This is a genomic window from Pseudoalteromonas sp. AWH4_217 (assembly GCF_056161105.1).
Map to the genome: position 1 here is coordinate 58282 of NZ_JBSWYM010000004.1, position 22521 is coordinate 80802.

General features: G+C 43.3%; 26 protein-coding genes, 1 other RNA gene and 1 pseudogene. 6 read left to right on the top strand and 22 right to left on the bottom strand.

What is annotated here, in order from left to right; translation table 11 throughout:
* Position 1: 1 nt before the first annotated feature.
* From ACXAH1_RS05435 to ACXAH1_RS05445, 3 genes are read right to left on the bottom strand one after another with little or no spacing between them, the layout of a single operon-like run.
* Positions 2-907, bottom strand: a complete 906-nt coding sequence (locus ACXAH1_RS05435) for an AAA family ATPase (RefSeq protein ID WP_475194536.1) — start codon at positions 905-907, stop codon at positions 2-4.
* Positions 907-2016, bottom strand: coding sequence for an AAA family ATPase (locus ACXAH1_RS05440; protein WP_475194540.1), 1110 nt, complete (start codon positions 2014-2016; stop codon positions 907-909). Before ACXAH1_RS05440 ends, ACXAH1_RS05435 begins: the two co-directional genes overlap by 1 nt.
* Positions 2017-2691, bottom strand: a complete 675-nt coding sequence (locus ACXAH1_RS05445) for a hypothetical protein (protein ID WP_475194542.1) — start codon at positions 2689-2691, stop codon at positions 2017-2019. It lies immediately after the preceding gene.
* Between the two features lie 260 nt (positions 2692-2951).
* On the opposite strand from ACXAH1_RS05445, the gene ssrA reads away from it, so the two are divergent.
* Positions 2952-3308, top strand: a transfer-messenger RNA (tmRNA) gene (ssrA, locus tag ACXAH1_RS05450).
* Between the two features lie 416 nt (positions 3309-3724).
* On the opposite strand, the gene ACXAH1_RS05455 is transcribed toward ssrA, so the two are convergent.
* From ACXAH1_RS05455 to ACXAH1_RS05490, 8 genes are all read right to left on the bottom strand, one after another.
* Positions 3725-3919: a hypothetical protein gene (locus tag ACXAH1_RS05455; RefSeq protein ID WP_046004240.1), complete on the bottom strand. Its 195-nt coding sequence runs from the start codon at positions 3917-3919 to the stop codon at positions 3725-3727.
* A gap of 9 nt (positions 3920-3928) precedes the next feature.
* The gene (locus tag ACXAH1_RS05460; protein WP_475194543.1) at positions 3929-5083 is read right to left on the bottom strand and encodes a zonular occludens toxin domain-containing protein; all 1155 of its coding nucleotides are present in this window, start codon (positions 5081-5083) and stop codon (positions 3929-3931) included.
* Positions 5084-5090: 7 nt separating this feature from the next.
* A complete protein-coding gene (locus ACXAH1_RS05465; protein ID WP_475194545.1) occupies positions 5091-5414 on the bottom strand; it encodes a DUF2523 family protein in 324 nt (107 codons plus the stop codon).
* Positions 5407-7485, bottom strand: coding sequence for a hypothetical protein (locus tag ACXAH1_RS05470; RefSeq protein WP_475194546.1), 2079 nt, complete (start codon positions 7483-7485; stop codon positions 5407-5409). The genes ACXAH1_RS05465 and ACXAH1_RS05470 overlap by 8 nt, the downstream gene beginning before the upstream one ends.
* 292 nt (positions 7486-7777) lie before the next feature.
* Entirely contained in the window at positions 7778-7912 is a 135-nt protein-coding gene (locus tag ACXAH1_RS05475) for a hypothetical protein (RefSeq protein WP_475194547.1), read from the bottom strand.
* A gap of 285 nt (positions 7913-8197) precedes the next feature.
* On the bottom strand, positions 8198-8521 hold the full coding sequence (locus ACXAH1_RS05480; protein WP_475194549.1) for a hypothetical protein: 324 nt from the start codon (positions 8519-8521) through the stop codon (positions 8198-8200).
* A gap of 99 nt (positions 8522-8620) precedes the next feature.
* Positions 8621-10696 (bottom strand): replication endonuclease, encoded by a 2076-nt coding sequence (locus ACXAH1_RS05485; protein ID WP_475194550.1) that lies wholly within the window; start codon positions 10694-10696, stop codon positions 8621-8623.
* Between the two features lie 11 nt (positions 10697-10707).
* Entirely contained in the window at positions 10708-10947 is a 240-nt protein-coding gene (locus tag ACXAH1_RS05490; protein ID WP_475194552.1) for a hypothetical protein, read from the bottom strand.
* Between the two features lie 111 nt (positions 10948-11058).
* Between ACXAH1_RS05490 and ACXAH1_RS05495 the strand changes: the two genes are divergently transcribed.
* A complete protein-coding gene (locus tag ACXAH1_RS05495) occupies positions 11059-11451 on the top strand; it encodes a hypothetical protein (RefSeq protein WP_475194554.1) in 393 nt (130 codons plus the stop codon).
* A gap of 7 nt (positions 11452-11458) precedes the next feature.
* Here ACXAH1_RS05495 and ACXAH1_RS05500 read toward each other — a convergent pair whose 3' ends face one another.
* The 3 genes from ACXAH1_RS05500 to ACXAH1_RS05510 form a co-directional block, all read right to left on the bottom strand.
* Positions 11459-12262: a hypothetical protein gene (locus ACXAH1_RS05500; protein WP_475194556.1), complete on the bottom strand. Its 804-nt coding sequence runs from the start codon at positions 12260-12262 to the stop codon at positions 11459-11461.
* A gap of 259 nt (positions 12263-12521) precedes the next feature.
* On the bottom strand, positions 12522-13034 hold the full coding sequence (locus ACXAH1_RS05505; protein WP_475194558.1) for a hypothetical protein: 513 nt from the start codon (positions 13032-13034) through the stop codon (positions 12522-12524).
* 15 nt (positions 13035-13049) lie between these two features.
* The gene (locus tag ACXAH1_RS05510) at positions 13050-13208 is read right to left on the bottom strand and encodes a hypothetical protein (RefSeq protein ID WP_475194559.1); all 159 of its coding nucleotides are present in this window, start codon (positions 13206-13208) and stop codon (positions 13050-13052) included.
* Positions 13209-13282: 74 nt separating this feature from the next.
* On the opposite strand from ACXAH1_RS05510, the gene ACXAH1_RS05515 reads away from it, so the two are divergent.
* Positions 13283-14287: a phage integrase gene (locus tag ACXAH1_RS05515; protein ID WP_475194561.1), complete on the top strand. Its 1005-nt coding sequence runs from the start codon at positions 13283-13285 to the stop codon at positions 14285-14287.
* Positions 14288-14316: 29 nt separating this feature from the next.
* Here ACXAH1_RS05515 and ACXAH1_RS05520 read toward each other — a convergent pair whose 3' ends face one another.
* The gene (locus tag ACXAH1_RS05520) at positions 14317-15072 is read right to left on the bottom strand and encodes a hypothetical protein (RefSeq protein ID WP_475194563.1); all 756 of its coding nucleotides are present in this window, start codon (positions 15070-15072) and stop codon (positions 14317-14319) included.
* 53 nt (positions 15073-15125) lie between these two features.
* On the bottom strand, positions 15126-15605 hold the full coding sequence (locus ACXAH1_RS05525; protein WP_475194565.1) for a hypothetical protein: 480 nt from the start codon (positions 15603-15605) through the stop codon (positions 15126-15128).
* Positions 15606-16009: 404 nt separating this feature from the next.
* On the opposite strand from ACXAH1_RS05525, the pseudogene ACXAH1_RS05530 reads away from it, so the two are divergent.
* A pseudogene (locus tag ACXAH1_RS05530) lies at positions 16010-16529 on the top strand (transposase); the annotation flags it as partial.
* 285 nt (positions 16530-16814) lie between these two features.
* Here ACXAH1_RS05530 and ACXAH1_RS05535 read toward each other — a convergent pair.
* Both ACXAH1_RS05535 and ACXAH1_RS05540 read right to left on the bottom strand, forming a co-directional pair.
* Positions 16815-17498 carry a hypothetical protein gene (locus ACXAH1_RS05535; RefSeq protein WP_475194567.1) on the bottom strand — a complete coding sequence of 228 codons (684 nt, stop codon included), beginning with the start codon at positions 17496-17498 and terminating at the stop codon, positions 16815-16817.
* Positions 17499-17863: 365 nt separating this feature from the next.
* Positions 17864-18223 (bottom strand): hypothetical protein, encoded by a 360-nt coding sequence (locus ACXAH1_RS05540; RefSeq protein ID WP_475194571.1) that lies wholly within the window; start codon positions 18221-18223, stop codon positions 17864-17866.
* A gap of 78 nt (positions 18224-18301) precedes the next feature.
* Between ACXAH1_RS05540 and ACXAH1_RS05545 the strand changes: the two genes are divergently transcribed.
* On the top strand, positions 18302-18451 hold the full coding sequence (locus ACXAH1_RS05545) for a hypothetical protein (protein ID WP_475194573.1): 150 nt from the start codon (positions 18302-18304) through the stop codon (positions 18449-18451).
* A 115-nt stretch (positions 18452-18566) separates the two neighbouring features.
* Here the strand turns inward: ACXAH1_RS05545 and ACXAH1_RS05550 are convergent, their stop codons facing one another.
* The 4 genes from ACXAH1_RS05550 to ACXAH1_RS05565 form a co-directional block, all read right to left on the bottom strand.
* Positions 18567-18980, bottom strand: coding sequence for a zinc ribbon domain-containing protein (locus ACXAH1_RS05550; RefSeq protein ID WP_475194574.1), 414 nt, complete (start codon positions 18978-18980; stop codon positions 18567-18569).
* Positions 18981-19116: 136 nt separating this feature from the next.
* Positions 19117-19623, bottom strand: a complete 507-nt coding sequence (locus ACXAH1_RS05555; RefSeq protein ID WP_475194577.1) for a hypothetical protein — start codon at positions 19621-19623, stop codon at positions 19117-19119.
* 111 nt (positions 19624-19734) lie between these two features.
* The gene (locus ACXAH1_RS05560) at positions 19735-20085 is read right to left on the bottom strand and encodes a hypothetical protein (protein ID WP_475194579.1); all 351 of its coding nucleotides are present in this window, start codon (positions 20083-20085) and stop codon (positions 19735-19737) included.
* A 302-nt stretch (positions 20086-20387) separates the two neighbouring features.
* A complete protein-coding gene (locus tag ACXAH1_RS05565) occupies positions 20388-21287 on the bottom strand; it encodes a sulfite exporter TauE/SafE family protein (protein ID WP_475194581.1) in 900 nt (299 codons plus the stop codon).
* Positions 21288-21678: 391 nt separating this feature from the next.
* Between ACXAH1_RS05565 and ACXAH1_RS05570 the strand changes: the two genes are divergently transcribed.
* A complete protein-coding gene (locus ACXAH1_RS05570) occupies positions 21679-22515 on the top strand; it encodes a hypothetical protein (protein WP_475194584.1) in 837 nt (278 codons plus the stop codon).
* The last annotated feature ends 6 nt before the right edge of the window (positions 22516-22521 follow it).

The window sequence follows — 22521 nt, forward strand, 5'->3', positions numbered from 1 at the left end:
ATCAGCCCTCATCTGTTGCTTTGACTACATCTTCAAGTTCGATAGTCAGTAACTCTTCATTACTCATTGATTCATAGTTTGGTGTAAAAGCAATACGTTCAGCTTGCAAAGGCAGTAACTGCTCAAAAAAACCACGTATGGCTCGGGCATTGCCAAAGTCACGGTCTCTGGCTTGCTTAGCCATCCATTGTATGTGCTTACGACAGGCTTCTTCGGCGTCTTCTGTCAGGAAATAATGCCCCTTTCTTACCATAAGCCTGAAGATATCGAACAACTCTTCGGAGTCATACGATTCAAATTCAACCGTTCTGGAAAATCTAGACTTCAAACCAACATTACTTTCGATAAAACGGCGCATTTCATCTGTATAACCCGCTGCAATAACAACTAACCTGTCTCTGTTATCTTCCATTAACTTTAACAAGGTATCTATCACTTCTTGTCCAGACTTATCAGGGCCATTTAATGGATCACTACCTGATAACGTGTACGCTTCATCAATGAATAAAACACCATCAAGAGCCTGTTTGACCTTATCTGTCATCAATTGCGCCCCGGAATTTGCGTAAACACTTGTAAGGGCTGCTCTATCTACTTCTACACAGTGTCCTTTTCTCAGCAGTCCTATTGATTTTAATAATTTGCCGACTTTTCTGGCGACTTCAGTCTTACCTGTGCCTGGAGGACCTGAAAAAACCATATGGAGGTTGATTGCCCCCGTTGGTATGTCTCTTTCTCTTCTGAGCGTTATCAATCTTGCAAAGGCGATTAGTTTATTGATTTCTTCCTTTACTGAATCTAAACCAATCATATCTTCAAATTCGTTTAGCACTTCTGTGAGTGAATCACGTTTGCTGGTCACTTCACTCCGGGATTTCTTAGTTTTTATAAAGCCCTGATTATTCATTAGTCCATTACCTCGTTAACATCTTGTTCTGTTATTAGCTTATTGCAAACCTCACCTTTTTGCATTTTGTAAGCAATTAAAGAATCAGCGAATTTCCTCGCCTCATGTGCGTAACTAAAATGATCTTTTTCTATTCTTTCTAAATGAGAAAATACACGCTCAATACGTGACGTTGCCTCTTCTGCAACTGACCACTGCTTTTGTTGCAGCAGGTCTTTAACTAATGAGGTGAGATTTTTAGGTGACACTGCTTTTGTATTTATCTTTACCACATAGAAGCTGCGCAGCCATTTTTTATTCGAATCTGAAAATACTCTGTCAATTTGCTTTTCACTGCCGTTCATTACCACGATAAATCGCTTAGGGTTCTCCTCAACAAACTCAGACAGCGCAGGCCCCAAACTCTCAATAGCTTTGTGATTATCATAGCTTGTTGACTCCACTACCCAATCGCAATCATCTATTACAATGGCTCCACCTCTGGCAGAACCAAAAAAATGTTCAATGACCGACGCTGGTTCATATCCTTTAAAGCGAGTTTTCGATAAAGACACACTTAGCATCGAAGGCAGTGCATCAAAGCTGTAAAATAGCTTTGCCAAGAGCTCTGAAATGTATGTTTTGCCTGTGCCACTCGGACCTGAAATGGCAACCAGTACCGCTGGTGAGTGAACGCCAAAACCAATTTGATTGTGCTTTTTAGCAGCTTTCACTTGTTCGACTAGTTTATTTATCTCTTCTAATGCGTCCGACTGGTGGTTGTTAATCATCTCTAAAGCTACACGTACCTCTTCTTTAATGTCGTTGCGGCTACTTTCTTGCTTTTGTTGCACCTGCTGAACATTGGGGTTGTGACTTTTTGCCTGGCAAGATGATCCTTGAGTTGAGTTGTAACCTTGGTTATCAATTTTATGAGGTAAATAGCTTCTTACTTTAGCAAGCAATAAGTTCAGGCCATGTGGAAGCACTAACAAACTATCTAGCAGAATAAGTATAGCTAAACCTAACAATACGATAACAACTAGCCAAGCTAGAGAAGTTGCAAAAACAAAAGCTAAAATGAAAGCCGAAACGACCAGACAAAATCTAAAAAAGCTATTTTTTGTCATCTAGTTAAACCTCAAGTTTTTAACTTCACCAACTTCCAAAGGAGGTAACGCTAAATCCCCAGAGCCTGTTTTCGCCGACACGGTAATGCCTCCGCCGCCATCTCTGAGTCCCTTAATCATGAGCTGAGCATTACCCATTGAATAAGGAACAACGATTGTCGTCGGTTTGTGCATAATAGGAACAATATGTGTCATTCCACCGGCGCTAACCTCTATCACATCGCCATCTTCGGCCAAGTTATCCCAAACTGTAATCCAGGCTAGCGAGATATACCCTCCCTCAGCTTCTTTCAATAAGTGCTCTGCTTCAGACTCAGGTAAACCTGAAGCATTTTTAGCTTTTTGTCTTTCTTTACTATCTAAAAAGTCGACAGGCAGGAAAATTGTCGTGCCATTAGCCACCGCTGTATTGAAATTGCTATTTATCGCGCTTATTTCATTGCTACTAATAGAATCTGTATTTAAAGCGCTTGATATTTGTGATGAAAAACTAAAAGCCAGACTGGCTAACACTACGCCTACACCAGCAAAAATAGTGTAGAGCTTACTTTTGTTAGGATTGGTTGAAGAATGCGCGCCTTCACCTGCATTAGTGTTTGATGGGTGTACCTTTAGGTTTTGAGATCTCGTAACCTCTTTGTTTTTTTCCTTTAAAGGGATGCGTTCCTTCATCATTCGCACAGCCTATTGATTGATTACTTTAGTTACAATTTGTTTTCAATATAAACAAAATGGATGATTATTAGAAGCTTTCCGTTCAAATAAAAACCAAACTCCCCACATGCGACTTCGTTCATACTGAGATAAAAAACAGACACACTAGATAAAAACGAAAAAAGGTTGTCAAACCAATGCAATATCGCTAAAATCCGCAACATAGCTAGCTTTGCTGGCGATGGAAAAGTATTTTAAGATTTATGTCTTATGACTGAATCGGGGCTGATTAGGATTCGACAGGATTCATGAAGCCTGAGGTGCATGTCGAGGGGCGGTTGGCCTCGTAAAAAAGCCGCATTTAAAGTAATCGCAAACGACGATAACTACGCTCTAGCGGCATAATAGCCCGCTAGCACTCCTCCATGAAATGCTTGTGGTTCTGGTTCTGGAGTGTCACCCTACACAAGATCGCTACGGAAACCCTGGCCGGGGTTGAAGGGCTAAAACTAAGCGGCCTCGCCTTTACTTATCGTGTTCGTCCGAGACTTAAAGGTTAACCAAAAGACGATACTAAACATGTAGGACCGAAGGTCGACGCTTTCTGGACGGGGGTTCAAATCCCCCCAGCTCCACCACTTTAAAGTGTTATAAAACAGCCAGTTAGAGAGACAATCTCTAACTGGCTTTTTTGTACCTGATGGAAAGTGTCCAGTTGTTGTCCAGTTTTTTTTCAGCTTATCAGGTGGCGAACCTACTTTTCTGTATCGATTAAAATCGGGGCGCAGCGAAAATAAGCGCGAATACGCAGACCGAACCATGACCAACCCCACCTTCCTTGATAACCAAAAAGAAACAATACTAAGTCTCTGGAATGCTTATCACAGCCTTCGGCTGTCCTGCTCTGGCGTACCTGATTATTGATAGTGGTGATTTGTGAGTGCGTGAGACTTAGGGGTGATTTGATTGATTGAAATTCAACAAGTTGAATTGCAATCAATCAAAATCACCCATTAAAGAAGGGACAGCATCTAAATGCTTGGGTTTAGTCGGTTCATTTATTTCTAATCGAAACAAATTTATTTGTATTCATATCTCTGGCAACAAGCATGGGCTCACAATGGCGGTTACGCCTGAAAAATTCGATTAGCTCCCGCAACTCAGGCTCCATTTCTTCCGGTAGCCACACAGTCGTCTTTTTCAACCCTTCTGATTTTAGCTTATCTTCATATCGATTCTGCTTAGTCATGTGACCCCCTTAGTTACCAAAATCACTTTTAAGGTCAGGAGCAACATCATCAGGAATTTGTCTGAATACATCGCGGTTGGGTTTGTATCGGAACACGGCCGACAAAACATCCTTGTAATATGCCTCGATACCCAGCTCAGTTTTCCGCAATCGATAACCAAGCATTAGCAATTCATTCCTGCTAAATACATCAATTGTTTGTCGGGCAGTCGTTTCAACGACCAGAATCAAATCAATGACACGACCTTGATGTACCTCCTCATACGTAATGTATGCCACATTATTTTGAATTGTATCCCTGATTTTTTGGTACGGATGGACGGCCACCTTTGTCGGTTGCCCCCTTCGCTTTTGCTGAACAGGCTGAGTTACACCAGCTGTTTGAACAGGTCGCGATTGTGACTGCTCTACTTGCTTTTGAGCTTGCTTAGGGTCGCCATTTACCATGCCTACATCGCCAGAAAATAGGCTGACCAAAAACCAAATAGCAGCAGCAACGACAAAAAGGAATGTCGGTAAATAGATACGGAATGCCGCACTCTTAAATATATTTACTCGGTCATCACTATAGACGTCTGTGTTATCTGTCTCAGCCTGATGTGATGCATATAAACCGAAGTATTTTTCATCGTACTTGCCAGAACCAGACTTTATCTTATGAAAGGTAATATCGCCCTTCTCACCATTGATGGCCCCTTGGTACATCTCCCATTTGTATTTCTTATCAAGACCAACCATAGACAGCTTGAGAAATGTAACCTTACGCTCGATACGTCGCCGCCATGTAGTGTGAATATCCGCAAGCGCCTGACCCATTCCGATTATATCGATACCACGATGCCTATGTTCAGCAATAAATTGCGTCATTTCGTCAGACAGCTTTTGACGACCAGACCGAAAGAAGTTCTGCATTTCATCTATGACGACCATTGAATCGTTGCTGACTATCTCAGGAATTCGATGTACATCATCTTCGCTAATTTCAGTGTAGAGATCCCTGACCTGCCGCTCTGTTTTGCCTATCAATTCAGCACACATTGGGATGTTAAACCCATTAATGCGAGCATACACACGGCGACCAGCCGTTAAAGCTGGCAGAATATGATTAACAGCTGCCTCGTATGATTTACCCGAACCTGGCAGGCCTTCGTGAAATATAATCATCGTGTACCTACCATTGTCCGAGAGTGAATAGCTTGCGAGTCAGCCGAAACGTATAACCTAAGCCGATAATAGCCAGTGCATTATCAAACCCCGTCACCCCTAACAGATAAGATACATCAGGAGGAATACCCGCGGTAAATGCAGATATACCACCCGATATAAATTCGGGCGGCTCAATCAAGGACAAAACATGTCTAATCCCCTCCAGAAACAGCGTAAATATTTGAAGAGCAACCCACATAAACGCATTGAAGGTGAACAATATGACCTCGTAAAACCAGTCTATCAACGCCTGCCACGTATCACGTAGCCAAGTAATGAAATCACTCAATTGCAATCCTCCATGCAAAGAATGCCGCGCAAAGCATTAGTATTCTCGAAATGAGCGGCAAGATATCTTGCACCGCCGCCGAACAAAACTGGTCTATCGTTACATCCAGCGTAGCGCCCATAACGTTAACGGATGTGCTCCATGTCGGACAGCTACCACCAAATGAGGCATCAAAAAAGCCGTCGATAGCCGTGAAAATTGGCTGCTGCTTAATTTCATTGACATGCTCTTCGAGCACGGTCCCAAAATTATTTTCTTCCCAGTCAAATTCCGCAATCTCAGTCCATGCATCAGGGCGTTCGGATAAATCCAAAGACGGAATTTCACCATCACCAGTACCCACAAACCCCTCGATTACCTCAGTTTGCCTGACCAGCTCATCGATAATGCCCGCTTCATCGACCCCCTCTATTTCTACGCTTGTACCATTTTCACAGGTAATTCGAGCATTGTGACCGTTCACACGAGAGACAGAGCAGCTTTTACCATCTTCACCCGCCTCACCTTCTTCACCGTCAACGCCATCGACACCATTAACCCCATCTACACCATCAACGCCATCTCTACCCCGTTCACCTTTGTCACCTTTGTCACCTTTGTCGCCTTTGTCACCTTTATCACCTTTGTTACCCTTGTCGCCTTTTATGCCCTGCTCACCTTTGACACCGACTTTACCCTCATCACCTTTGTCGCCCTTATCACCTTTATCACCCTTGTCTCCTTTATCGCCCTTGTCTCCTTTAGCGCCTTTCTCGCCTTTCTCGCCTTTTTCACCCTGTTCACCTTGCTCACCCTTGATGCCAGCTTCACCCTTGTCGCCTTTATCACCTTTTACGCCCTGCTCACCCTGTTCACCCTGTTCGCCTTTATCGCCTTTATCGCCTTTATCGCCTTTATCGCCTTTATCGCCTTTATCGCCTTTATCGCCCTGCTCACCTTTTTCCCCCTGCTCACCCTGCTCACCTTTTTCCCCCTGCTCACCCTGCTCACCTTTTTCACCCTGTTCGCCCTGCTCGCCCTGTTCGCCCTGTTCGCCTTTGTCTCCCTTGTCGCCTTTAGCACCTTTTTCACCTTGCTCGCCCTTGTCTCCTTTTTCGCCTTTTTCACCCTGTTCACCCTGTTCACCTTGCTCACCCTTTTCTCCTTTTTCGCCTTTTTCACCCTGCTCACCTTGCTCGCCCTTTTCTCCCTGCTCGCCTTGGAGTTGGCCAGCAGCAAGCAAAGCATCAAGTTCCTGTCTTGAGATGGTGTTTGATTCGAGCGCGGCAATACGCTGGTTGTCTTGAGCTGAAGCTTCAGCAAGACCCTGAACGGTGTTCCAGTTGATAGCAAATTGACCGTCTGGACAGTCAACACGGTAAACGCCACTCTCAGACGTTACCGAACAAAACTGGTCCTCGTAATCACCCATAGGAGATTCAGCATTGTGACAACTGGCACCTGTAAACGTACCACCCCCAACAGGGCTCCAGTAGGTGTGTGTATCTGAGCTAAATTGGTCAACCCATACTCGCGATGTGACCTCGCAATACTTTGTTTTTCCGGATGCATCGGAACCGTTCTCTACGCACTTAAGCTTGCTACTGTCTGGGTGAGTAGCATTATCAACTTTCACACCATAAAAGCCGGCATTGTTCCCAATCATAGACGAGCAGCTTTTGGGGCGTTCGTCTTTGTCCGTCTGGCTGAGCTTTTTGTAACACATCTCAGGTTGAGAACTATCCGCATAGCAAATATCTCCATCGCAGGAAACGCGCAGTTTATGTATGTGTGTCGGCCACTCTTCAGGGGGACATGATTTTTGAGAATCAATAGTCCCCAAACCGCGAGCGTTACGGGACATTTTTGTACGCACCTTGGATAATACACAATTATCTGGTGTACCTCGGCCAGACGTAACGATTGCCCAGTAACCGTCAAACTCGACGCTATAAAAGCAACGGTCTGTACCGCTGCCGCCGTCACTGTATTTTGCCTGCCAAACGTCTTTACACGCAGCCAGCATTGACGTTCCGACAGAGATGGCGGTAGATGAAGTATCACACTGAAACTCGCCAACCGATTCAGTCATGGGTTCAACTCCAACCATGTCGTATTCGTCTCGGAGGTTGATTTGAGCAAAGGCGCCGAACGAAAAAACGGTAAAAAGAACTAGGACGAACCACATTTTTAAGAAAAAGAATACGGTTTTTATAGGGTGACGTAGCACGTGCATAAGTAGCGAAAACGCCCTACGACTCATTGAAACCGCGAATGATTGCAACCGCGCACGCGACACCAAGTGCAGCATAATATATCCCCCAAATCATTTTTATATCCCTCAAAGTAAAAAGGCCCTTTCGGGCCTTTGTCTGATGGAGGCCCTAACGGAACCAGCCGATAACTTTGTTGTACCCCCACTTCGCAACGCCCGGCAAAATCTTGACTGCCGCAATTGCCGTGATTGCCGCAACGATGGTTGTTGCATCTACTGCTGATGTAATAGAACTAAAGTCCATGGTGTTTCTCCTGTTGATTTAATTATCGTGTTCTGGCCGAAACCAGTTAATAACCGTCCCGTATCCCCATGACACGAGATAGCAAACAAGGACAAGTGAAAACCCTGACATAAACAATTGCTGAGCCGTCACTTGGTCAATCATGTTCGGGTCAAATAGGGATGACCCCAGTAAAAATTGTTGGTACTCGGTGGGCTCCAACAAGACGAATCCCGCGCAACTCTCAATACTCTGAGCAGTCGGAGTTAGCTGGCCGTGTTGAAGCTCTACACAAGTAGCCATGGATTAACTCGCCTTTTTCAATTCAGTTGCAATCGAATTTAGTCGGAAACCATTCCAAGCCATCTGACGAGCAACGTTCGCGCCCTCGTAATACTCAAGATTGAGCAGCACTGGTTTCAGGCCCCATCCATTCGGGTCCGATTGCAATGATTCAAGCTGGCGATAAGTGCCGTCCGCCACTTGCTCAGGCGTTACTTTTACAGTCCAGATGCTTGCCGGATTCTTTGTATGAAATTTAAATTCACCTGACTGAGGCAACGGAGCGCCCTTGTCGTCTGTTTTGTTCACTAAATTCACATCAGTGATAGCGCCTTCAATACTGGCCATGTCTATTGCTCCTTTATGTAGCTTTCAATTAGTTGATACTGCGATGTCAAAAAGTCGATTAGTTGTACCTGATAGTTCATATTCGCCTCTGGGTTACAGTTAATGACACAAGTCCAAGGTCGCGACTTCGTCGCTCTGGATAACAGAACCCAAAGCTTCGTAATCCATGAACAAACACATATTCTGGTAATCCTCGATAGCGCACGATTCGAGAAACGCCATTTCTTCTTCGCTGGGCTGCATATAACGGCCATCCTCTATCCAGCTCTCGATAGATTCGCTGACACCCATCATTATCTTGCGTTGCGCTTTAAGCTCTTTATCAGTCAAAATCTGACTGGTCCCTCTGCGCGTGATAACAACTACTGAATCCCACGCAACACCCAAAATCCTATTTGCAGGAGTGTCACCGTACTTGGTGGTGAAATATGGGCTATTGGATTCTGAGCGGCTTATCTCACCTGTGATACGGTCAACGATGTCAGGGATTTGATAGTGAATCCGCAAAGTCTGGTCTTTGCGTTTAACCTGGACACCACCCATTGCGATACAAAACGCCGCCCAGTCTGACGCATCCGCAGCTGACCTGACTTTCTCCAGTGCATACCGTGATACCGTGTCTAAATCTGTGTTCATGCTATTTGCTACCTCGCATTTTCCGGTGTCTCCCTGACCTAGTTTTCTGAGTTCACGCCATGTCGTGACGCTGGGACCGCCGATTTGTTGAAATCGACGGATATTAAAGGTACTTGCCCATGTACTGGCACGCTCTGCGGCATCAGCAGGAAGAACGGACATTTCACCAGCTTGAGAGCAATTTACTGATTCGATATTTGAGCCTGTAACGGCCTTCGTTATGTATTTCGCAATGTAACCTGCGGCGGACCCTTTGTTGGGGTCTATGGCAATTGCCTTAAAACGAGTTGACGATGTTCGAACTTCTGACGGCGTATCTTGCATAGATAGCTTGCGTAAAATTTTCCGTGCTTCCACAGCCTGACCATCAGCAAAGAAAAGCAGCATATGCCAATGCGGGCAGCCGTCATGATGGGGCTCAACAACACGAAAACCGTATGGCCGGATTTTCTGCTTAGCGAACAGCGCTCGGGCGCGCTTCCAAAGTTCGTTAAAATATTCCTGTGCGTCATTCGGCGTCGAGCCATTGTATTTGTGGTTCGGAATACCGCTAGCATGGACCGAGTGGAAACGACTCGGAGCAGTCAGTGTGTAAAATTCACCACGATGACCTAGCGTTTTAGCACACTCCTCAAACCCGCGAATACGGACCATTAATTCAGAGGCAAGCTGGTAGCCGCTTGATGAGCTACGAGCTGCCACATCATGAAGGGTTTCGAAATCCCGATACGGGTTAGAGCCCTCGGGAACAACATACAAATCAGACATCAAACGGTCTGATTTACTTCTGCGTTCACGCTTATTTCGGATGGTAAATTCGCTGACATATGGCGATGATTTTTTATGTACGGTCCTCAGGTCTCGCGCCAGCTGCTCGATAACCAAAGCTTGCTTACTGCGCAAACGTCTGCGCCACCACAGCGGACAAGCCATGCGATTCAGAGCACCTGAAAGAAGGTTCATTACATTGGCGACATAAGCGGGTTTAAGTTGGGCACGCTGGCCTGCATCCATATTGAAGTATTCATCATCAAATGCAGGTGGCTCGATATTGTAACGCTGCATAGCCTGGCACAATTCGAGATAAAGCTTGTAGGTGTGAATTTGCAATTTAACTTTGAGCTCGAAAACACGTGCTTTTTCTTCTGCAATGTCACATAACTCATCATCGCAAACGCTGAGATTGATACCGCCGAGCGTCAACGCTCTGTCGGCATTCATTAATCTGTCACGGGCCTCGGCATAACCGAAAAACTTTTCCGTTACCAAGTAACCATTGGCTAGCATGATTGATAGCGAACTGTGACGAGTCAGTATTTGTGTTCTGGCCTCCAAACTGTTTAGCCTGTCATCCGCTAAGCGCTCTTTCTTACCCATGCGTGCGCGGTTAGCAATGGCTTGAGCGCTGGTATCTCCATTCAAATCTGCCAGCGCGTTAACTGCGGACTGAGTTGGAAAAATGCGCTCATACACAGAAAGAGTATGCTCTGAAAGCTGATTAAGCGGCTTCTGTTTTGGTGTGCGAATCTGGAAGGCCATGACCGAAACCCCTACCCTAAATTGATTTCGATGCCCGCTTGCTTTGCAGCATCTGCATACAATGCAACCATGTTTATGTATTTTTTGACCTTGGCAGGGTTTTCGTCTGGACTTGTCGGCGGTTGGTATACCGGAAGGCGACCACGCGCAACGGCATTAACAACATCTTTGACCTTCTGACCTTGCAAATCTGCGTACGCGTCATACGTTAGTACTGGTGCAGGAATTGATAAAATTAATTGCTGACCCATGTTATATTCCTTGATTGTCTGTCTGAAACTAACGAAACGAAGCGTAAACCAACATTTTTTGTTGGTCAAACATATTTTTTATCGCTTCGCCTTTTTTTTATGGTGACACCAATGAGAGAAGCTAAAGAAGTCTTTGAAGAAATTAGAGTTTTATATGGATTAAAAAATATGACTGAGCTGTCGAAATATTTTGGGAAAAACGGAAATTGGGCGGCTTCAATGATCAAGAATGAATCAATTCCATACCCTCAGTGCGTTCAAGTATGCATCGAAAAGGGAACAACTCTTGACTGGTTGATACTAGGAAACAAAGGCCAAGCAATCGATAAAAGTGACTTGCTTAGCCTTATTCAAGAAGGGTTATTTGAATCTAAAGAGTTGGAAATCCTCGAAGGATTAACCCTAGAACAATTAAAGGCGACCTCAGCACTAGTTCTGAAACAATTGGAAAAAGCTGTTGAAACCCAAAGCCAAAATCAAACAAACAAAAAAAAAGCTATATAGAAGCCGGTTAAAGAGAGGGGGCTTCGAAGGAAATGATAGAACTAAATATACCAGACGAACATAAAATATCATTAATGTTACCGCTGTCCCTTGCTTGAGTAAGACATATCAGCTGGTCGTCATCAATAGAAATACTATACGCACCAGCCGGCATTAGTTCTTTACTTATCATCTCCTTAGCGTCTAAGTATGATTTCTCTTTCTTATTAGAAAAACGGGCGTGAAACTCTAGTACATTTCCATTACTCTTTGAAGGCGTGGTTCCATTTGTTGAACCTCGAATAATTGATTCAAAACGATCTAAGCGCCCAAGCACATGCGCTTGGAAATCATCGTTAGGATGTAACTCCTTCATCACTTTATTTTTCGCAGCTCTATATACTGGGTTATCTACTTCACCATCTTTTAACGCCTCTGACATCATTCCCAATAACATCGGGGTAAGGTTCGTAACCCCTGCCATATCATTTGAATAGAAAATGGTTCTCTCATCGGAAATATCGAACGGCAATTTAGTCCCATGCTGGGCTAAACTGATAACAGGTAAACGAGCAGAATGCCGAACAGCCAATTCATACATGACATTGGGATTTAAAGTAGTCAAATTCGCAACTACAATATCATCCTGTAAGATATGCTCTAGAACCTGCGTTGTTATTGAGCCTGGAGTATCTATTCGATGAGCGACAAACATTTCTAAGCCCAATTCTTTACATACGGGCTCAATAACAGCGTCAATAAGGCCATCTGCTGAACGTCTTACATCGCTATTATCCTGTCCTATTGGTGTAATAACAAAACACTTTTTCATGTTATCCCTCAATCCTATTATTTAACTATGTATAATCGAAACGTTTTGACTGGTTTATTGTCAACTCGGACACAATAATCATTAAACTTTTCATCCCAGATATTTTTTGCTTCAACTCTCTGCTCTATAGGCAGCTTTCTTATCTCTTCAAGTTCTTAAAGCAATAACTTAGCCAATTCCTCCAGAGAAGACTTATGGTTATATTGAGCTCGAATAAGAGAGACAATAATAATAAACGTTAAGAAGACACAAAAAATTGCTATCGGTAATAAGGTGTACATCTTGAAGTCAACCTCCGATCACTCAGAAACATAAACGAGAAAATAATAACAAGTGCCGTTACGTTGATGGTGGATGAATAAACCACATAATACCAATGCGATTCATACCGTTGTACAAAGGCCAGATAATGCATGATTAAATATGAAATCATATTGATGAGACTCAAGCAGTAGGCCAATATCACTATTTTTGAATGCTGCGCCTTCAAAATCGTATGAATGATATAAATTGAAAAAATCGTAACTGCATCATACAAGACCCAGTTAAGATAATAGGCATCTAGCGCAAAGAAACCATCCTGGCTTTTTGTTAGCTCTCCACGAAAATAACTAAAAGCATAGGAGATACAATACATTACTGATGCAACTTTGCGAGATCTGTTGCGTCCAGCATAAAAAGTCACAAAGCAAGCGGCAAAAAAGCCTAAAAATATAAGCGTGTCTAACGTTACTACGTAAGACCAATCGTTAAGCAACTCTACTTTTATCATAAAATAAAAGTTCCACTATCCTTTAATTGATGGCTCCAATCGAGTTGGGTCAATTACAGCTGCTTTTGTAGGCACAACTACTGCACCACCATCACGACCACCACTAATTTTTTTGAGGCACTTTTTACTTATTGAGAATAAAGCTACTTTTTGATTTGATTTTTTGTTGTTCATCGCTATAACCTCCCTATGTTGCGATTAGCGGTATATTAATTTTTTGTATCATTTTGTCAATAGGATTGAGTTGTATGCCTATAAAAAAAGTGGAAGGTGGGTACTACTTGGATGAAAGACCTTGGGGCTCATCTGGTAAGCGGGTTCAAAAGAAATTCAAGACTAAAGCAGAGGCTCAACGTTACCTGAATTACATAGTAACAGAGGGTGAAAAAAAGCCCTGGACCAAGCAAAGAGAAGATAAACGTCGCCTGAGTGAAGTTATTGACAAGTGGTATAACGTTCATGGGCGAACTTACGCTGACCCAGAATCGACTAAAAGAAAACTTGATGCTATCGCACTAGCGCTCGGCAACCCCGTTGCCTCGCAACTAACAGCAAACGACTACAGCAAATACAGAGGTAAGCGGCTAGAATCTGGTCTAAAGCCAAAAACAGCAAACAATGACCTAACGCTACTAAAAGGCGTCTACAACAAGCTGATAAGTATTAAAGATATCCACTACCCAAATCCAATAGCAAATGTCGAAAAAATAAAAGTCCAGGAGCAAGAACTCGCTTTCCTGACTCATGAAGATATCGAGAAACTATTCAAGGCCATCGAATCAGCAAGGCACCCAAACTTAGAAATAGTCACCAAAATTTGCCTAAGTACCGGAGCCAGAATATCGGAAGCATGTGGATTACACGGCTCACATATAATTCAATCGGGTGACTCGTTCAAAGTGACGTTTTTTAAAACCAAAGGAAAGAAAAACCGAAGCATTCCAATCAGCAAGCAACTATTCGAAGAGATTCCAAAAAAGGCGGGTCCTCTTTTTACCGATTGCCGAAAAGCGTTTGAAAGGGCCATAGACAGAGCGGGAATAACATTGCCCGTTGGTCAGTGCACACACGTCATGCGACACACATTCGCATCACACTTTATGATGAACGGTGGCAATATCCTCGTACTACAAAAGATACTTGGACACGCAAAGATTGAGCAAACGATGGTTTACGCGCACTTTGCACCAAGCCACTATGAGGATGCTGTCAGGTTAAATCCGTTAGCTATTTCAAACGGTATAAAAAAATAGAAGGTGCTATTTTGGAGATTTATTTAAAATTAAAAAACATCGAAATATACTATCCCGCCAAATAGAAATGCAAAAAAAGACAGCAAGAAAGGTAGCATATAGTCAGAAAAATCAGACTGAATAAAGAGGCACTTCAAAAACCCTAGACATCTAAAGCCAATTATAACAAAGTTGCTGCACTCTATGCTGCTCTTAATTCTAACACCAGATTGACTAGCCAAACGGTCAGCGATTAACCAAGATGAATTTTCAAACTCAGACTTGTATAAATATGTTAAATCATAACAATCAAAAACATCCACCCTATCAGACGAATAAATCTGAGCATAAACCTCTACCCTTCGACTTGAGATTGAAATAACATCATCCTCACCCGATTCCTCTCCATCCCACATCCCTACCTCCTTAAATCTTGGGAATGAAAAGTTAACACTTTTGAATTTATATAGCTTATCTAATTTACACTTAGCCTTATCTTCTAAATAGCCAACTTCATACCTAGCAATATTTTCTTTGATTACTCTTGTAATGCTTACCCTGTGATTTTCTTCCTTGTAATATTGAAAATACCTAAGTGTAAAATAAGCATGGGCTATAAAAATAATTACAGGGACAACATTTGGAGCATTAACTTTAGCAGTGTTTCCTAGTATTTTTATTTGCTCCATCTCAAATCCGAGAGCAACAAAAACTATCAGAGAAATGGAAGAAATAAATAAATTACGTCTCTGCCTTAGCAATCCTTCGGACAATTCTCTATTTCTGGGGGGGAGTTTTTCAATCAACGATATACCTTAAAGCACCATAACAGCTACTTATACTTATTAAAAATGAGAAATTACTGAATGCCACTGCAAGCAGCTTCCTTTGCCTTTAAGTTCGCTGGAGTTGCCTCTTGCATGTAATTCAAAATTGCCACACTACATTCGCCACGTTTCTTTTCCTCATTTGATTTATCTGCAAAAGCAATCGTAGCGATTATCGGCTCGTAATTATTTGCAGCATCACAATACATACTTTTGGTCTTTTTATAACGCCAACCAAACTTAGGGTTACTCTTAAGCTGAATGCACATCTCATGGAACATACGTTTAGCTGCTTGAGAGCATTGGGATTTCTGATTTAGGTCTCGAGAATAGATGCCGCAAACGGATTTCTTTTGAACACGCCACAACTGATAAGAGTAAGAGACCCTGAAACCTTCATAATGAACCATTTCAGACCTGATATCAGTGCCGTAAATATCGGTAAAGCGGGAATACGCTGTGCTAGATACTGCGTCCATATATGTGGCAAACACAGCTGAAAAGATATCCATATATCACACACTCCTAGTATGACTAAGGAAACAAAAAGGTGAACGATATATTAATGCAAGGGGAAGCTGTTAACAATAGGCGAAAAGCCATACCTGTACTAAAATTGAAGTGAATTTAAAATCCCTTGCGCCTAGTCAAGCAACGAGCAACTTGCCAAAAACATCCAATTTCCATCCAATTTCACGAGATTCTGAGAGCCCCCGCCTCATACTATGAGATTATAACTATTTGAAAAGGCTATAAGTTATTGTTTCTATTAGGGGGATTCGAATATCGACGCTTTCTGGACGGGGGTTCAAATCCCCCCAGCTCCACCAATAAATAAGCCTCCGCATTTGCGGGGGCTTTTTTTATGGGTTTTTTCCGTAGATGCCCTGCACAATGCAGACCTGACCCTAAAACCCAAAAGGAGCTTTTGGGCCTCGCTCTCTCGGACCAGGAAGGTGCCCATCACTGGCTAAGCGTGTTAACCGACCTTAATAATCGAGGCGTTAAAGACATCCTGATTGCCTGCGTGGATGGCCTCAAAGGCTTCACTGAAGCCATTGAAACCATCTATCCGAACACAGAGATCCAACATTGTATCATTCACCAGATCCGTAACTCACTCAAATGCGTTTATAAGGCTTCAGCCCTGAATGCTGCTGAAATGGCCGACGCTCAGCGCTTACTTCAAGTAGCCGGATTACGTAAGAACGCCTATCTACACAACAAATGCCGTCGAGGCTGTACATCGCCAGTTCCGGAAGCTGACCAAAACCAAGGGTGTTTTTGCCAATGAAAACAGCTTACTAAAGCTACTCTATGCAGGTATACTTATAGCTCAAGAGCGCTGGACGCATCCTATCCAGAACTGGAGTCTCACGCTGTCGCAGATGGCCATCTACTTTCCAGGACGCTTGGATGACTACATCGAGCTTTGAGCTCAGTAGGCTGACACAGAATTATGAACACCCTCGGCTGGGCTAGGTATGCCTGAATATCAGGGAAACAGCTCAAATCACGGTGTTGCTTAAGCTATTTGGATTTGATCGACAAGGCCACAACCAAGTCAACATTTAAAATGTGTTCAAGCACTTGCCCTGTTAATTGGTGTTACAACAAAGCATTTTTTCTTGTCCAGTCACTATAAAAATTCCTTATAGATATATTCAATCATTCATTTTAGATGGGTTAATTATCCAAACACTCGAGTATGGATATGAGTGTTAAACTTTTGCATACCAATAATCAGGACCTTTCGCCAAAACATCTTCCTTGTAAACTTTTTCAGTTAAGGTATTAATTTTATTAATCGCAAAATTTCTCGCATGCTCAAACAATTCGATGAGATTATCTAAATCTTCCAGACTAGTAGTATCCGGCTGCAGTAATTCTTTGACTAAATATGGTAACTCTCGCTTCTTCTTTTCAATTGCTAGAACTACTGTTGCGTGCTCGATTTTCTTGGCGCCACTGTGAGCTGCGTAGTTATGTCTATATTCCATAGCATTGTCATGCTCTTCATGGTATTTCTCATCCAAGTTCTTTTTTTCTAGTTTAACTTTTCTGCCTTCACAAGTAGTGAAGCATTTACCATAAAATGTAAGCGAGGCAACAAATAATCCTTTTACAATATTAAATTTTTCTCGATTATACGTTGCCTTAATATGACCTTTTGGGTTTTTGAAGTTAGGGTCATCGGATAGCATATCTTTTATATGGCGAACCCAAATTAATGCACTACGTAGATCTTTTTCGATCAAGGTGTAACCTGCCAAAACATTTGCTTTTGGTGTGTCAACCACAACTCTGAAAGCTGGCTTTCTTTTGTAGAAATATTTGTTATAAAAGTTTCCTGTTCCAGGTTCAAGAATCGACCTTTTAGACCAGTTTCCATCTAATTTATCCATAAGTGTCCTCTTATGAGTAACTATACTTTTCAAGCATGCATAAGGGTTTGCTTGTTAACTTATTTGATTCGACCGAATCATTTACAGCAAAACCAAACATCACTATATGAACGAACTGTATTTCAAGCCCATTGAATTGTCATTAAAAATGTCCCCACAAAGCACTTATCTATTATTGAACTTTAAGATCAAAGTGTTAGATATTTATGTACGGCGGTTCAAATCCCCCCAGCTCCACCAATAAATAAGCCTCCGCATTTGCGGGGGCTTTTTTTATGGGCTGTATATCAGTTAAAGCCACTTCTGAGGCCGTACAAACACGCAAAAACACCAAAACGATGAACCGAAAAAAGACTTAAATCTAACTACTCTCTGTTATCCAACCAATTAGATACATCTGTTAACCCTGCAAGAAACTCATCATTCAAACATCGATGCCTTACATATTTAGGGACCACTACATCTAACCCCAATGCAATAAAGTCTGGGTGCTCCGAAATGACTTTTACGTACTGTTCAAGCCTAGACTCAGGGGTAGACTCCCTTTGTAAGTGCTTCTTGATAACCTCTCGGAACTTACGAATCTCCTCAGGAGAAACATCCTCTATATCATCATGTTCAGAGCATAGAAGTTCCTCATAAAGGACATCCGTTAATTGCCTATAACTCCAGCCTAACGCATCAAGCATGATACGAATTTGTTGTTGTTTTTGGGCTGTCCCCATTTGTCTCTACCCTCCTAGTTATGATGCAACTGTCTCAACAAAGACAAAAATCTATAAACAACAGAAAAAGGAAATATTATGTCTAAAGATAAATCACCAATGGCCCCTGAAGCCGCAGCCCGTATTCAGGCAGCTCAAGCAAAACACAATGGCGGCCATGTCGCTAAGGATTCATTTGCGGCCCGTGCCCAACGTGCCGCCAGCAATAACCAAAAACAAGGGAAGTAGGCACACAATGATGACTTAACCCAGTTAGGGGAGCTTCATTTCCCTGTCACGGGTGGGTAAGGTCATGGCATTACGACACAACGCATATGACTACTTAGAGGCAGTAATATCTGCCTCATTTTAGACTTTGCTTATCACAGGCTTTTGCATGCAACTCGAAGCTACGAGAGAATAGCTGCTGATCGGATATAAAATCTGGGTACGGCACGGACTCTTCTGTTTTAGCGAGTGCACACAGGCAAATATCACGCTTACTCTCATACTTATTCAACGGCATCAGATTCTTTGATGCATTCACACAAGTATCAATAATCGCATATTCAACCTCTAACGGATAACGTTCATCTTCCAGAGCTCCGTTAACCTTGTATCCTCCTATAAGCCCGATGGCCAATGCAGTACCCGCTGAAACTAATTTGCGTTTGCCAAAATTAAAGCCTTTGAACGAATGCTTACACTTGTTACAAACAATATGTTCTGCAAAATCAATGTCGTTATCCGTCTGACAGTTAGGACATTCTATTTTCATGACTTTTACCCAAATCCCTGTTTACTCAAGCCAAAAATAACACCAACCAGTGAATAGGCAACAAGTGAGCTTCAAAACCTAAAGTACATGTTATTTGTCAACGGTTTTGATAGGCCCCATTTTTCAGTCTGCACGATTACTTCTTGGCCTGAGGATAAATCAGAGCAGACAACGCTGGTCGTATAACAGCCAGTATAAAGACTATCATTACAAGTGCGCCCATAAGCAACCTCTGGGACTGCATAAACCAGGGTTGCTCCCACAAGGGTTTCACTTTTTTCTCCCCGGCCTGATCTTCCAGTAAGGTGCATGCCTCTGGTAATCCGGTGAATCGATCTTTTTCAGGGTATTCGAGCACGAATCCGGCTCTGGCCAGTGCCAGGCGCGCCTGATCGGTATCTCGCTTAAGAACATATAAAATATGCTCAGACAGTTCTGCCCTGTAGGTAATATCATTCATTTCAAGGATGTCGACTATTTTAACGGCATCAACCACCCGCATATCCTGCACCAATGGCCTGTATTCAGGTGTGCGTGCCCAGCTAATAATGAATATGCATGCCAAAATAGATACAGCCAATACTGCAAGCAGTAGATATTGCCTGGATATAGTAAACGTATGGGTGAAATTGGAGTTATCCATGTTTAATCCTTGAAAAAATAAAAGCCATTCACTTAGTTTGATATTTCACGGCGGTATTCGGTTAACCCGATAGGCGGCTTACGTGGAAGCCTGATGCTGTCTTTACCACGTCTACAGCTGTGTATCAGAGCCCCCAGCTTTGCGTCTGGCTTCTATCATTGCCAACACTCTTTGTTCTTTCATTGCTGCATTGCTTTGTTCAAGTAGTTCATCGCTGGAGGTGGTATCCACAAAGTTACTGCGTGGCTTAAAAAGAAAACACAGTAGGTCCTCAAGCCAGTGTGTTACTTCCTCTATCTCACCTTCAGCCGTTTCTTTATCATCTTCAGGTTCCAGGCTTTTTATGTGCGTGTAAAGTTCTATTGCTCTTTCGGGATATGCGTCCTCATCTACGCTAAGCCAGGCTTCTTTTAGCTCGCTGAGCGAATAGGTTGAATAATCAATGTCTTTTCTTAATATCAATGCTGCACCCTTAATGGAATCTGATATCTGCCCACTATCAAGATTGCCGTAAAATACCATCGTTGAGCATTTTTCGCTATTGGGTCCTGCCTCATAAGAAGTAATGGGCGCTGAGTTAGGCTTCATTGCCTGATATTGGCCCGCTCTCGATGTCTGGTTAACCATAATCGGAGACAGTTTTAAAAAAGCCAGTGCGCTTCCTTCTCACACTTATACTTGCTGCCACTCAACAGCTGATAGTTTTATCAGTACACTCCATGGTTACAGAACCCGCATGTTAGCTATACACAGGCTATTTCTGCCTACAGATAAAGTCTGACACACTCATACGCTGTGAACCCGGTCTCCAGTGCGATAAGCAACAATAACATGTTAACCACGCCGCGTTCAGGTAGTTTTGCACACACCAGTGCTCCCAGTGGTGCACCGAGGATCACCACGGGGATGGCTGCATGCACCATCAGCTGGATCTCGGGTGTGAGTGTGTCCAGTACCAGCATATTCGTCATCGTGCCCACAACAGAGGTGATGGCCATAATGATCACGCTGGTTGCCGTGGCAACCTTGATGTCTTTTTTCAGCATTAAAACCAGGTAGGCAAAAATAAAAATGTCGGCTCCGGATCCCACCAGGCCGCTTGCCAGCCCACCTATAAATCCAACCAAAGGGATATACTGATAATCAGTCGAACTCTCTGTCAAATGAGACTGAATGCCAACTCTGAGCTGCTTTATCAGGGTTACCGCAAACAAAATCAGCAGTACGCTGAATAAGGATTTGATTGCCAACCTTGGCAGCAGGTCGCCCAATAACGTCAGGCTAACAATTACGCCTGGGATCGCCCCCAGCAGCGCCGAATATACAACCCGATGATAAAAACGGATCTTAAAGAACAAGATAGTCAGTGTCGCGGCCACCATGCCAAAGGACTGAATACCCAACGAAAACACCTTCGCAGTAGATGGCTCAACAGACAGCACTTTGGTCATGACGGGAAAGGCCACAGCCCCGCCACCAAGCGCCGTACCGCCGGCAATAAATGAACCAAACACCATGGTCAGCGCTATCTGTATCTGCTGATAGAAGTTGCTCACAGCCAGATCCGGGCCAAGGCTTAACAGCCAGCAAAAAAGCAAGCAGGGGTAGACCAGTAGTGGTACAGAGCGTTTTGATATTTTCTGACGGATGGTGTTTTGCAGCATACTTTCTCCTTAAGCGGCCACATTGTATCCTTGATGTCTGCCAGATTGGAACAATCACGTTTACCGAAAACCAAAATATCCTGATTAGATAATGGTGTGAAACCACTGGCCAGGCTCTTTGCACAAAGGTTTAATGCCAACAAACGTGATTGCGCGCGGCCATGAGGATAAGGTTTGGGCCGGGTTGTCCGGCAAGTAGTGTTTAAACGATTACATCGAGCATGCAACAGGCGCCTTATGGCTCCCTCGTTTATCTCGTATTGAATGTTTTTTGAAAATACGATGCTGCCAACTGTGACATAAAACAAACTTTATACCCTTAAGCCTTCTTAATTACTCATTTGTCCCTTAAAATGGGTTACTGGAAACAAGGATAATTTAAGGAATAACGATGTTTACCAATAAAAAACCCCAATTTTTACTGAGTGCGCTGGCACTGGTTGCCTGCTCTGCAACAGCGCAAAATGATGGACTTATCCTCAAACAGGACAGCCTCAGAGACAACCTGCTGACTCAGGATAAACTGACAACCTTTACACCTGAGTTTCGTGGCACGCATTTTATTGCCACAGACAGTCAGGGCAGCATCATCTCGGGCATCCAGGTACACAGTGCTCAACCTCAGATCAACGCACCAGACAGCACTAAGTTCATTACCTTTGATGTGATCAACAACGATGGAATAAAAGCCACCTACTACGGCACCCCGTCACTGGATTTCAACGGCTGGTACGGACACTGGGTCGATGTCACTGAGCAAAGCGGCGATTTCGAGCTGACCATAGGAGATGGTACGGTGCCCAACCGCGCCTGCCAGCTGGCAGATGAGAAAGTTGATATCAGCGCTTTTGAGGTCGCGACTACCAGCCATGGCAGCATTAATCACCTGAATGATGGTGTTGTGGTCTACAGCTACAACCACGTCTGGTTCTCCAAAGAAAATCAGGAATCTATTTATGTGACTTTGCCTCAGGCAGAAGCGGTATCAAAAATCGCACTTGCTCAGGGCTACAATCACACCACAACCTGGATCACCACCAGCTGGAAACTGTTTGGTAGTAACGATCAACAGGTTTGGACACCCATTGGGTCAGGCGACAAGCCCGACTTCCCGGCAATGTCTGAGTACTGCCTGGACTCAAAGGCACACTATCAGTACTATCGCCTTGATGTCTCAAATGATCTGGGCAATTACCTGAGCTTAGGTGAGCTGGAACTGTTTAAGTAGTAATGC